Origin of the sequence: Streptomyces bugieae, assembly GCF_036352915.1 — a bacterium.
GTDB classification, from domain to species: domain Bacteria; phylum Actinomycetota; class Actinomycetes; order Streptomycetales; family Streptomycetaceae; genus Streptomyces; species Streptomyces endophytica.
Genome location: NZ_JAZBJP010000015.1, coordinates 157,011 through 168,681, shown reverse-complemented (window position 1 = coordinate 168,681; position 11,671 = coordinate 157,011). Strand labels below are relative to the sequence as shown.

Annotated in this window: 10 protein-coding genes; 4 read left to right on the top strand and 6 right to left on the bottom strand. The window is 73.4% G+C overall.

The window, feature by feature from the left end; all coding sequences use genetic code 11:
- Positions 1 to 401 precede the first annotated feature (401 nt).
- Both V2J85_RS23100 and V2J85_RS23095 read right to left on the bottom strand, forming a co-directional pair.
- Entirely contained in the window at positions 402 to 1,415 is a 1,014-nt protein-coding gene (locus V2J85_RS23100) for a 2-hydroxyacid dehydrogenase (protein ID WP_261954502.1), read from the bottom strand.
- A gap of 18 nt (positions 1,416 to 1,433) precedes the next feature.
- Positions 1,434 to 2,603 carry a lactate 2-monooxygenase gene (locus V2J85_RS23095; RefSeq protein WP_330822617.1) on the bottom strand — a complete coding sequence of 390 codons (1,170 nt, stop codon included), beginning with the start codon at positions 2,601 to 2,603 and terminating at the stop codon, positions 1,434 to 1,436.
- Between the two features lie 162 nt (positions 2,604 to 2,765).
- Between V2J85_RS23095 and V2J85_RS23090 the strand changes: the two genes are divergently transcribed.
- Both V2J85_RS23090 and V2J85_RS23085 read left to right on the top strand, forming a co-directional pair.
- Complete coding sequence (locus V2J85_RS23090) at positions 2,766 to 3,998, top strand: PucR family transcriptional regulator (RefSeq protein WP_330822616.1); 1,233 nt, start codon at positions 2,766 to 2,768, stop codon at positions 3,996 to 3,998.
- Positions 3,999 to 4,441: 443 nt separating this feature from the next.
- Positions 4,442 to 5,524: a sugar ABC transporter substrate-binding protein gene (locus V2J85_RS23085; RefSeq protein ID WP_330822615.1), complete on the top strand. Its 1,083-nt coding sequence runs from the start codon at positions 4,442 to 4,444 to the stop codon at positions 5,522 to 5,524.
- 79 nt (positions 5,525 to 5,603) lie between these two features.
- Here the strand turns inward: V2J85_RS23085 and V2J85_RS23080 are convergent, their stop codons facing one another.
- A complete protein-coding gene (locus V2J85_RS23080) occupies positions 5,604 to 6,350 on the bottom strand; it encodes an HAD family hydrolase (RefSeq protein ID WP_330822614.1) in 747 nt (248 codons plus the stop codon).
- A gap of 101 nt (positions 6,351 to 6,451) precedes the next feature.
- Positions 6,452 to 6,931 carry an Lrp/AsnC family transcriptional regulator gene (locus V2J85_RS23075; RefSeq protein WP_261954497.1) on the bottom strand — a complete coding sequence of 160 codons (480 nt, stop codon included), beginning with the start codon at positions 6,929 to 6,931 and terminating at the stop codon, positions 6,452 to 6,454.
- A gap of 327 nt (positions 6,932 to 7,258) precedes the next feature.
- Here V2J85_RS23075 and V2J85_RS23070 point away from each other — a divergent pair, with 327 nt between their 5' ends.
- Both V2J85_RS23070 and V2J85_RS23065 read left to right on the top strand, forming a co-directional pair.
- On the top strand, positions 7,259 to 8,764 hold the full coding sequence (locus V2J85_RS23070; protein ID WP_330822613.1) for an FUSC family protein: 1,506 nt from the start codon (positions 7,259 to 7,261) through the stop codon (positions 8,762 to 8,764).
- Between the two features lie 181 nt (positions 8,765 to 8,945).
- On the top strand, positions 8,946 to 10,010 hold the full coding sequence (locus V2J85_RS23065) for a lactonase family protein (protein WP_330822623.1): 1,065 nt from the start codon (positions 8,946 to 8,948) through the stop codon (positions 10,008 to 10,010).
- Between the two features lie 16 nt (positions 10,011 to 10,026).
- On the opposite strand, the gene V2J85_RS23060 is transcribed toward V2J85_RS23065, so the two are convergent.
- Together V2J85_RS23060 and V2J85_RS23055 are read right to left on the bottom strand one after the other, a co-directional pair.
- A complete protein-coding gene (locus tag V2J85_RS23060) occupies positions 10,027 to 10,368 on the bottom strand; it encodes a nuclear transport factor 2 family protein (protein WP_330822612.1) in 342 nt (113 codons plus the stop codon).
- Between the two features lie 294 nt (positions 10,369 to 10,662).
- Entirely contained in the window at positions 10,663 to 11,619 is a 957-nt protein-coding gene (locus V2J85_RS23055) for a sirohydrochlorin chelatase (RefSeq protein ID WP_410011230.1), read from the bottom strand.
- Positions 11,620 to 11,671 lie beyond the last annotated feature (52 nt).

The following is an 11,671-nucleotide window of genomic DNA, read 5'->3' as shown; positions in this document are numbered from 1 at the left end:
CGCCGTTGCGCCTGCGGCGGGCTGGGTGGTTTGTGGGTGCGGTGACGGGCCTCCGGGGCCGGTTGTGTGGACTGCTGACGCTTTACGTCCACACAACCGGCCCCTCCGGCCCGTCCCCTCCCGTGAGGGGAGAAGGAAACGATGGTGGGGGTGCACGTGACGTCCATGTGCCCGCAGGCAACGGATGAGGCCCGCCCCCAACCACCTCTTACCTCCCACTCACGGGAGGGGCTGGACCGGAGGACGAAGTCTGGAGGGCCGGCACCGCACCCGACAACACCACGCCCGCCGCCAGGCGCAACGGCGAGCGAGCCCCGCGGCGGGACGGACAGGTACGCACGGGGCGCCGCAAAGCGCAACGGCGAGCAAGCCCCGCGGCGGGACAGACGGCTACGTGGGGACTAGCCCACGACGTCGCGCACCCGCTTGCCGTCCAGATGGGTGACGACGTTCTCGACGGCCGCCAGGGCGATGCGGACCAGTGTTTCTCGCGTGACGCCCGCGACGTGGGGGGAGAGGACGACGTTCGGGGCCTTGAGGAGCCGCAGGGCCGCGGTGGGCGGTTCGGGGTCGAAGACGTCGATGCCGGCGCCGGCGAGGGTCCCGGCGGCCAGCGCGTCCGCCAGCGCGTCCTGGTCGATCAGGGCACCCCGCGCCGTGTTGATGACAAAGGCGCTCGGCTTCAGGAGGGCCAGTCGCTCGGCGTCGAGGAGGTGCCGGGTCGCCTCGGTGAGCGGGGCGTGCAGGGAAACGTAGTCCGACGTGCGGAGCAGCTCGTCCAGGTCCAGATGGCGGGCCCCGCCGAGCCGGGCCGCGGTCTCCGGGTCGACCGGCCGCGGTCCGGCGTAGACGATGCTCATGTCGAACGCGACGGCGCGCCGTGCCACCTCCACCCCGATGTGGCCCAGGCCGACGATGCCGAGGGTCTTCCCGGACAGCTCGGTGATCGACTGCTGCAGACGCGGCAGCGCCCAGTCCGCCTCGGTCAGCGCCGTATGGGCGGGGACCAGCTGCTTGGCGAGCGCGAGCATCAGGGCGAAGGTCTGCTCGGCCACGTTCTGCTTCTCGGCGCCGCTGGAGCCGATGTTGCAGACCGGGACGCCCCGGTCGCGCGCGGCGTCCAGATCGACGTAGTCGAAGCCGTGGCTGGCGCACTGGACCAGCTCCAACTCCGCTGCCGCAGCGAGGTGTTCGGCGGTCACGGGGGCGAGGCCGGTGATGATGACGTGCGCCGCGGCCAGCGCCGCGGGGTCCTCGTCGGTGCTCTCGACGACGGTGACGTGGGCGTGGCCGGGAAAGACGCCGGCCAGCGCGGCGCCGGCGGCGCGGCCGCCCACGTGCGGGGAGATGACGGCGAGCACGTTCTTCATGGCGGGCCTCTCGGTGTCGGGCGCGGTGCGCGCCGCGGTGGTCATGCGGAAGGGGGGCGAGCGTTACGCGGACGCCGTGGTGAGGTCGTCGGCGGTCAGCGTGCCGGGGCGGGCGTGCCCGGACAGTGCGAGGGTGAGGTCGAACTCGGCGAGCAGACAGCGGATCACGTGCTCGACGCCGGCCTGGCCGTCGAGGCCGAGACCGTATGCGTACGGGCGTCCGACCAGCACCGATTGCGCGCCGAGCGCCAGCGCCTTGACGATGTCGTCGCCGGTGCGGATGCCGCTGTCGAAGAGCACGGTGAGCCGGTCGCCGGCCGCCTCGGCGACGCGGGGCAGCGCGTCGGCGGCGGCGACCGAGCCGGCCACCTGACGGCCGCCGTGGTTCGAGACGACCACGCCGTCCACGCCGGCCTCGGCCGCCCGCAGTGCGTCATCCGGGTGCAGGATGCCCTTGAGCACGATCGGGCCGTCCCAGTTCTCCCGCAGGAACGCCAGGTCGGGCCAGGTCTTGGCGGGGTCGGCGAACATCTGGACGAAGTGCAGCACGGCCGCGTTCGGGTCCTCGTGGACCGGCTTGGCGAGCCCGGCCCGGAACGCGGGGTCGGAGAAGTAGTTGGCGGTGCCCACCCCGTGCAGGAACGGCAGGTACGCCTGGTCGAGGTCGCGCGGCCGCCAGGCGAGGAGCGGGGTGTCGAGGGTGACGAACAGTGCGGTGAAACCCGCGGCCTTCGCCCGGTGCAGGAAGCTCCTGGTGACCTCGCGGTCCTTCGCCCAGTACAGCTGGAACCAGCGCTCCCCGTCGCCCATCGCCTCGGCGACCTGCTCCATCGGGGTGCTGGAGGCGGAGGAGAGGATGTACGGGACGCCGTGTGCCGCGGCGGCCCGGGCGGCGGCGGGCTCGGCGTCCGGATGCAGGATCGACAGCACCCCGACCGGGGCGAGCGCCATCGGCGCCGGCAGTCGGCGGCCCAACACCTCGACGGACAGGTCGCGTTCGTGCACGTCGCGGAGCATCCGCGGGACGATCCGCCGGCGGTCGAGGGCGGCCCGGTTGGCGGCCGCGGTGCTGCCGCTGCCCGCACTGCCCGCCACATAGCCGACCGGGCCGGGGCCCAGCCGCTGCTCGGTGAGCTCCTCCAGCCGGGTCAGATCGGTCGGCAGCCGGGGTACCGCGCCCGTCATGCCGTTCAGGTAGATCTCGTACTGGAAGTCCGCCCAGTGCTTCGCCATCCGGCCGTCCCGCCTCTCTCGTGCGCGTCTTTCTGGGGCCCACCGGTCCGATGCGTCCGTCGCGACCGCGGGGCCGTCGGGCCGTCCCCGTGATCCTTGCGACAGTGACAAGATCCGTCCACGGTGGTGCGCACATTCTTCCGCTGCGACTATCACCCTGTGATGAACGACCGCGAGCGGATCCGGCAGGAGCTGACCGCCACTCCCCGTGTCGTCGACGCCGTCGTCGACGCGGTGCACGCGCAGGTCCCGGCGTACGCGGCGCTCGACGACCGCCGGCTTCCGGAGGTGCGGGCGATCGCCGCCTGGGCGCTGGACCGGCTGCTGCACCTGTGGGCCACGGACGGCGTGCTGGGGCCGGCCGATCTGCGCCGGTTCCGCGGTATCGCGGCGGCCCGGGCCGCCGACGGCCGCCCCGTACAGGCCGTACTGCGGGCCTACCGGGTCGCGGCGACCGTCATCGCGGACGAGATCGCGGTCTGCACGCCCCGGCCCACCGCCGAGGACGCCTTCGCCCTCACCCGGATGCTGCTGACCGCGCTGGACACCCTGGCCGAAGAGATGGCGGGGACCTACGAGGCCGCGAACGAGGACCTCGCGGGGGACCGCGGCCGGGCGCTGCGGCTGCTCCTCGACGACCTGATCGCCGGGCGGCACGCCTCCATCGGCGCCCTGACCGGCCGGGCCGCCCGTCTGGGCGTCCAACTCCCGGACCCGTACTGCCTGTTGGTGGCCGAACCGGTCGAACCTGCCGAGCCGAGTCATCCGGGTCAGGCCGCTGCGCCTTTGGCACCGGCCGGCGCGGAGATCGGGCCGGCCGTCTCCGGGGAGCTGGCGGACGAGCTGCTCGCGGCGCTGACCGGTGACGGGGGAGCGGGGGCGTCCGACGTCGCCGCGCTGGCGACGGTACGGGGATCCCGCCTCGTCCTGCTGCTCCCGGCGGGCGGCGAAGGGGGTGCGCCCGCGGCGCTGCACGAGCGGGCGCTGCGCGGCTGCGCGATCTCCGGGGAGAGCCTGGAGCGGATCGCCGTGGCCCACCGCCTCGCGGCCGACGCCCTGGACACCGCCCCCGCACACGCCCACCACCCCGCACGCCTCCTCACCGACGGGGACGCCCAGGTCCTCGCGCTCCTCGCCGGCCGCCCCGCCACCACCCCCGACCAGATCGCCCGGTTGCTGCTCGATCCGCTCCTGAGCCCCGGCCGGCGGCACCTCCTGGACGCGCTCACCGCCTACCTCGACACCGGCTCCGCGAACGCCGCCGCCCGCAGGCTGGGCCTCCACCCGCAGTCGTTGCGCTACCGCCTGCGCCGGATCGGCGACCTCACCGGACGCGACCCCCGCGACCCGTGGCAGCGGCTCACCCTGGACATCGCACGCACCATCGGCCACTGACCGTCCATCGGGGGACCGTCCATCGGGTGGGTCCCCGCTTTCGGCGTGAAAGGCCATTTCCCCGAAATAGGGGCAGTGCGGAGTGAAAGCGGTTGGGAAACCGCCTCTCTCGCCAAACGGACTTTTTGCGTCGACAGCTCGCCATGTGCACCTCTCGGAAAAAGGGGATGAGTCGTCGCCTCGATGTACATAACAGCGAAGTTGATGTTCACTCAGCGTGATCGGACAACTCCGGCCCAGAAGGGGCGGGTTGAAGTCCTGGCGGGCTGATAGGGGGCGAAAGGCTCACTCCGAGTATCCGGACTCCTTCTCACTTCGGAGTCTCAACTCGTGCCCCACCTTCGCATCGTTATTGCTTCGATTCTTGACTACCGGGCAGGTGGTGGCGTTCACTTCAGCCGTTCTGGGCCGGGTCAGGCGGCCCCATGGGAGGTACCGAAAAAATGAATGCAATAATGCGGCGTGCGCTCACCGGCGCAATGGCGCTTTCTCTTGCGGCGCCATTGGCGGCCTGCGGCCAAGATCACCAGGACGCGGGTGCCGGCAAGGACTCCATCGGTCTGCTCCTCCCGGAGAACAAAGCGGACCGATACGAGAAGTTCGACCGCCGCATCATTACGTCGCGGGTGGCCTCCCTCTGCCTCGAATGCAAAGTCGATTACCGCAACGCCGAGCAGCAAGTCGGCACCCAGAAACAGCAGTTCGACGCCATGGTGAAGAAGGGCGTCAAGGTCATCATCCTGGACCCGGTCGACTCCCGGGCGGCCAAGAGCTGGGTGGACGCCGCTGCCAAGAAGGGCGTCAAGGTCATCGCCTACGACCGGCTCGCCGAGGGCGACGTCGCGGCGTATGTCTCCTACGACAACGAGAAGATCGGCCGGCTCCAGGGAGAGGGCATTCTCGCCGCTCTCGGATCGCAGGCGGCCAACTCCGACATCGTCATGATGAACGGCTCGCCGACCGACCCGAATGCGCCGTCCTACAAGAAGGGCGCACATGACGTCCTCGACGGCAAGGTCCACAAGATCGTGTATGAGAAGGACATCCCCGACTGGTCCGCGGCGACCGCCAAGAAGAAGATGTCCGACGTCATCAAGGCGCGCGGCCCGCAGGGATTCGACGCGGTGTACTCCGCCAACGACGGTATGGCCGGCGGTATCGCCGAGGCGCTCAAGTCGGCGGGCCTCAAGAACATTCCGGTCGGCGGCCAGGACGCCGAACTCCCCGCCCTCCAGCGGGTGATCGCCGGCACCCAGTCCTTCACCATTTACAAGGAAGTCCGGCCGGAGGCCGAAACGGCGGCAGAAATTGCCTTCCGGCTGCTCCGTGGCAAGAAGATCAGCTCGCTGACGTCCACCACCGCGACCAGCAGCAGCAAGGCCGCCATTCCGGCCCGGCTGTTCAAGGCGCAGCTGGTCAACCGGAAGAACCTGAAGGACACCGTCGTCCGCGACGGCCTGGTCCGGGTCGACCTGCTCTGCGCCGACGACCTCGCCTCCGCCTGCAAGTCGCTCGGCCTGGAGTGACCCCGCCGCGGGCCGGGTGACCGGGACGGCCACGCTCCGCGCCGCAGACCGGCCGGAGCGTGGCCGTCCGGCGCTTCCGTCAGGACGGCCTCGCGGTCTCCCCCGCCGGTTCCTCCGCCGGGCGCTGCGCCGCCCGCCCCAGCCACGCGTACGCGGCCCGGGCGGTGAACTCCCGCTGGCCGCCCCGGAACAGCAGCCCGGCGCCCGCGAAACCCGGGTCGTCGGCCGTGCCGCGCACGTACGGGACCGCGATGCACCGCATCCCGGCCCGGGCGGCCGCGAGCGCACCGGGCGCCGCGTCCTCCAGCACCACACAGTCCGTGGGCGCGGCCCCCAGCCGGCGCGCCGCCTCCAGGAACACATCGGGTTCCGGCTTGCCGCGCGCCACCTCCTCCGCCGACACGACCGTCGTCAGCAGCCCGTCGAGCCCCGTCCCGGCCAGCACCGCCTCGATCGCGGCCCGCGAGGAACCGGACGCCACCGCCATCGGATGCCCGGCCGCCGACAGCAGCCGGACCAGGCGGCGCATTTCCGGGAAGACCTCGGTGTGCGCCCGCGCCAGCTCCAGATAGAGCCGGTTCTTGCCCGCGAGCAGCTCGTCCACGGGCGCGTCGATCCCGAGCTCCGCGCTGAGGATCTCCAGCGTCTCCCGCGTCCCGATGCCGATGAAACGGGCGTGCTGCTCCCAGCCGAAGTCCGGCACGCCGTAGCCGGCCAGCAGCCGGCGCCCCGCCTCGTAGTAGTTCGGCTCGCTGTCCACCAGCGTGCCGTCGAGATCGAAGATCACCGGGGTGGGCGTGACCGGGGAGGTGGGGGAGGCACTCATGCCCTCCAGCATGCCAAGGCGTTCCGCCCCGAACGCCGAACGCCGAACGCCGAACGCCGAACGCCGAACGCCGAACGCCGAACGCCGAACGCCGGCCCGGCTCACCGCTGCCGGGCGGTCCCGCCCACGTCCTCGACCAACGGCAGCATCCGGTGCGGCACCCGCTCGCGCAGTGCCATCTCCGTCCGCGTGCGGACCACCCCCGGCAGGCTGATCAGCCGCTGGATCACGTCCTCCAGGTGCGCCGCGTCCCGGGCCACCACCCGGGTCAGCAGATCGCCGCCGCCGGTCGTCGAGAATGCCTCGATGATCTGCGGCACCTCCGCGAGCGCGTCGGCCACCTCCTCCAGATGGCCCTGGGTGACCTCGATGTGCACGAAGGCGAGCAGCGGATGGCCGAGCGCGGCGGGCGACAGCCGCGGTCCGTACGCCGTGATCACGCCGTCCCGCTCCAGCCGGTCCAGCCGCGCCTGCACGGTGCCCCGCGCCACGCCGAGCAGCCGGGCGTACTCCCGCACGCTGGTGCGCGGCTGCTCCAGCAGCAGCCGGAGGATCTTGGCGTCCAGGGCGTCCACGGGCACGGTCCACGGCCTCCTCACGGTCGGCGGACTCTGCCGGTGAATGTACCAATGGCCCAGCATCCGGGCCGCCGGGTGAGACGGCTGCCGGCCCGTCGGCGTACTCCGGCAGGGCACCGGCCAGCGCGGACATCCCGCGTGCCGTCCCGCGCGGCCCGGCCATTGGACCTCCTCGGAACCGGAATGGATGCCACCGGGTGGGCCAATGGCACAGCGATTTCGACCTCTGTTGAGCCATTCGCCGGAGGGATGCTCTGATGGTGGGGTCGATGGCGCTGCGGATCCCCGCGGCGCCTTTGTCATGCCGGACCGTCGAAGGGTGGGGAAGCAGTGCTGAAGAGGGTGTTCGTGGCTCCGGACCCGGGGTGGCTGCGGCTGCGCAGCGCCGTGCGGGCCGTCCTCGGCATCGCCCTGGCGGTCGCCGCCTGCGGCCTGGCCGGGCATTCCCTGGTCGCCGCCGTCACCGGCGGGCTCGCCGCACTGCTGGCCCTCTTCACCGTCACCGACGCCACGGTCCGCGGCCAGGCCGTCACCACCCTGCTGCTGCCCGCCGTCGGCTTCCCGGTGCTCGCACTCGCCGCGGGCCTGCACGACCTCCCGCCGGCCCGGGACGCGGCCTTCCTCGCGGTCATGGGCCTGGGGGTCTACGCCCGCCGCTGGGGCCCGCGCGGCCATGCCCTCGGGGTGTTCGCGTTCATGATGTTCTTCGCCACGCAGTTCCTGCACACGGTGCCCGGCCAGCTCGTCGAGCTCTACGGCGCCGTCGCGCTGTCGATCGCCATGTCCTCGGCCGTGCGGTTCGGGCTCTGGTGCTACGAGCGGAAGCTGCCGCCGGCCGCCGCGCCCGCGCCGCCGTCCGGGACCGGACTGGCCCGTACGACCACCCGCCAGGCGATCCAGGCGACGCTCGGCGGCGGGTTCGCCCTCCTGGCGGGCCAGGTGCTCTCCGACCAGCGCTGGTACTGGGCCGTCGGCGCCACCTGGTGGATCTTCGTCAACACCGCCTCCCGGGGGGAGACCCTGGTCCGCGGCTTCCGCCGGGTGCTCGGCACCGTCCTCGGCATCGCCGCCGGGACGGTCGTGGCCATCCCCCTGCACGGCGCCGCGGTCCCCTCCGTGGCCCTGATCGCGCTCTGCGTCTTCGGGATCTTCTACACCGCCCCGGTCTCGTACACCTGGATGATGTTCGCGGTGACGGTGATGGCCGGTCTGCTCTACGGGCTCCTCGGCGTCCTGACCCCGGACCTGCTGGCCCTCCGGCTCACCGAGACCGGCGTCGGCGCGCTCGGCGCGGCACTGGCCGTCCTGCTCGTCCTGCCGGTGACCACGCACGCCACCACGGACGCCTGGATCGAGCGCGCCCTGCGCTGTGTGCACGCCTGCGCCACCGAGGCCGCCGCCCGGCTCGCCGGTTCGAGGACCGCCGATCCCACCCCGCGGATCGCCGAACTGGAACTGCTGCTCGGCCGGGTCCGGCTCTCCCTCGCCCCGCTCGTGCACCCGCTGAGCCCGCTGCGCGGCCGCAAGGAGAAGGCGCGCCGGGTACTGGCGCTGCTCGACGACTGCGCCCGGGAGGTCCGCGGGCTCGCCTCGATCGCCGCGGACCCGGAGGCCTCGCACGACGACCGGCTGGCCGCCGCGTGCTGGCGGGTGGAGGCCGCCGTGGAGGCCCTCACCACACCGGGCCGGTCCCGCGCCGCCGCCGAGACCGGGGCGGTGCCCGAGTACGCGGTGCCAGAGCCCGCACTCGCCCACCTGCACGGCCTGGAGCGGGCCCTGTCCGACCTGGCCGCTCCGTTGCGCAGCACCCGGCCCTCCCCGCTCGCCGGGGCCTGACCGGCGGTCCCGGCCCAGCGGTGTCCGTACCGGCGGCGTCCGTACTGGCGTGTCCGCCGTGCCCCGCGGTAAGGGATACGTACGCCGGGTGCGTGGCGCATCCCGGCGCGCAACGGGCCGGCGCGCGACGGCCCGACGGACGAAGGGTGGAGCGGTGACGGACGGGGCGGTGGCGGGCGAAGTGGGCGCGGAGGCGGAGGGTGCGGCGCCGGGGCGGCGGGCGTACATCGGGTCGTTCACCACGAACGGGGGACGGGGGATCACCACCGCGGCGGTCGACCCGGAGACGGGGGCGCTCACCGTCCTGCTCTCCACCGACGCCGTCCCGAACCCCTCCTATCTGGTGCCGGATCCGGACGGCCGGCGGCTGTACGCGGTCAGCGAGACCGCCGAGGGGGCCGCGGCCGCCTTCCTCCTCACACCCGGTGGGCCCGAACTGCTCGGCCCCGCCGTCCCCGTCGGCGGCGCCGATCCGACGCATCTCGCCCTGGTGGAGGGGCGCCTGGTCACCGCCAACTACAGCTCCGGCAGCGTCAGTACGCTCCCGGTGGGCGCGGACGGTGCGCTCGGCGGCATGGCCGGGGTGCTCGCCCATCAGGGCAGCGGGCCGCAGGCCGACCGCCAGGAGGGGCCGCACGCCCATGCCGTCGCACCCGCTCCGGACGGGCGGTGGCTGCTCAGCGTCGACCTGGGCACCGACTCCGTGCGGATCTGCGCGTTCGCCGACCCGGCCGACGGGGCGCCGGCCGTGCACGACGAGGTGCCGCTCCGGCCCGGCAGCGGCCCGCGCCACCTCGCCTTCCACCCGCACGGCCACCACGTCTACGTCATCCACGAACTCGACCCCGCGGTGACGGTCTGCCGGTGGGACGGGGCGCGCGGCGCTCTGACGCCGCTGGGGGAGTGCCGGCTGCTGCCGGAGGGGGCGGAGGCGGCCGGAACGTACCCCTCCGGACTGGTCGTCTCTCCGGACGGACGGTTCGCCTGGGCCGCCAACCGGGGCCACGACAGCCTCTCCGTGCTCGCCCTTGACCCGTCGGGCGGCGCGGCGACCCTGGTCACCACCGTGCCCTGCGGCGGCCACTGGCCGCGCGCCCTCGCCCTGCACCCCGACGGCCGGCACCTCTACGTGGCCAACGAGCGCTCCGGCGACGTCACCTGGTTCACCGTCGACCCGGAGAGCGGGGTCCCGGTGCGGGGCGGCGCGATCGAGGCGCCGGCGGCCTCCTGCGTCGTGTTCGTCTGACGGGCGACCAGGGCGCTCATTCCCGCGGGAAGCGGCCGCCGAAGTACACCTGCGCCTCCGCGATCCGGCAGTTCCGCACCGTCTGCACCTCGACGTTGCGGTGCCGCTCACCGGTCGTCAGCTCGTACTCGTAGCGGACGTAGACCTGTTCGTCGTCGATCTCGGCCGTGTCCAGGATCTCCTGGTGGCGCAGCCGGTCCGCGGTCGGGAAGCACACCTCCAGGAAGGTGGCCCGGTCGATGTGGTCGTCCTGGGGGCTGGTGAAGACGAAGTCGTCGGCGAGCAGCCGGTCGATGGCGTCGCGGTCCTGGGCGAGGTAGGCGGCGAATCCGGCTCGGACGATGTCGATGTTCGACATGGGCTTCCTTCGCGTAGGGGTGAGCGCCCAGGGAGGGGCCGTGTGCGGTCCTCTCGCGAGCGTACGGCTCCCCGGGGTCCCGTGCCGCACCCGCCGCGCCTCCAGGCCGTCTGACGGCCGTCTGCGCCGCTCACGGCAGGAACCGGACCGCTGCCTTCCGCCCGGGAGGCGTGCCGGCCGCCGGGGGAGTGTGCCGTCGGCCCGGAACGGCGAAGGGCCGTCCCCGCACGAAGCGTGCGAGGACGGCCCCGGCCGGTATCGGATACCGGTGGTTGCGTTGCGTCGTCCGGTCTCCTAGCGGACCGGGACACCCGGCGTCTGCGTCGGGAGGGTGATGCCCACCGAGGCCGCGTAGTTGGAGAGCACCAGCCGGCCCACGGCGCCGTACGCGCCCAGGGACTCGGCCGCCGCGCAGCCCGCCTCCGCCGCGGCCGCCCCCACAAGGCCGTCGGCGATCTCCGGGCCGATCAGGTACGGAGCCAGCGCCAGCTGCTGCGAACCGGACTCGCGCAGCTGCTCGGCCGTACGGGAGATGGCGCCCTCCTCGTCCAGCGCGGCGGCCAGCACCGGCACCGCGAGCCGGGCGGACAGCAGCATGCCGGTGATCCCGGCGGCCTGCACGGCCTCCTCGCCGCCGACGGTGGCGAGGATGATGCCGTCCGCGGCCGTCGCGACCGTGAACAGCCGGGCCCGGTCGGCGCGCGCCAGCCCGGCCTCGGAGAGCCGGACGTGCAGAGCTTCGGCGAGCAGCGGGTGCGGGCCGAGGACGTCGGTCAGCTCGGCGCCCGAGCCGCTGTTCATCATCGCCTGGCGTATCCGGCGCAGCAGCGCGCTGTCCGGGCCGGCCAGCAGCGGGACGACCACGGCGACCGGACCGGGGTCCTCCTGGCCGTCGGCGCTCTCGCGGGCCCTGCGCTCGGCGGCGGCCTGCGCCAGCACCGCTTCGAGCGACGGGAACTCGTCGTCACCGCCGTCGACGTAGCCGATCCGGGCGTCCAGACCGGGGAGTTCGGAGCGGGCGATGCTGGAGACCTCCTCCGCCAGGCTGCGCGCGGCGGGGGAAGGGGTGCCGGGCACGGCCAGCACCAGGGCGGGTGCGCCCTCGGGTGCGGCGAGCGGCTCCGGCCTGCGGTGGCGGCCGGACTGCCGGGCGCGCGGCATGCGTACGGGCAGGCCGGGTGCGCCTCCCGGGCTCGGGGGTGCGGCGTCAAAATGGGGCGAGCCAGGTGCGGGCCCAGTGGGGGAACTCATGGCGCCGCATGCTAACGCCTCGGACCCCCCGTCCGCGGAGGGAGGGTTCGGT

Coding starts and splice junctions, on each gene's coding strand:
- V2J85_RS23080 (WP_330822614.1), bottom strand. CDS start 6,350: ATGAGTGCCTCCCCCACCTCCCCGGTCACGCCCACCCCGGTGATCTTC.
- V2J85_RS23055 (WP_410011230.1), bottom strand. CDS start 11,619: ATGAGTTCCCCCACTGGGCCCGCACCTGGCTCGCCCCATTTTGACGCC.
- V2J85_RS23085 (WP_330822615.1), top strand. CDS start 4,442: ATGAATGCAATAATGCGGCGTGCGCTCACCGGCGCAATGGCGCTTTCT.
- V2J85_RS23060 (WP_330822612.1), bottom strand. CDS start 10,368: ATGTCGAACATCGACATCGTCCGAGCCGGATTCGCCGCCTACCTCGCC.
- V2J85_RS23095 (WP_330822617.1), bottom strand. CDS start 2,603: ATGGCGAAGCACTGGGCGGACTTCCAGTACGAGATCTACCTGAACGGC.
- V2J85_RS23090 (WP_330822616.1), top strand. CDS start 2,766: ATGAACGACCGCGAGCGGATCCGGCAGGAGCTGACCGCCACTCCCCGT.
- V2J85_RS23100 (WP_261954502.1), bottom strand. CDS start 1,415: ATGACCACCGCGGCGCGCACCGCGCCCGACACCGAGAGGCCCGCCATG.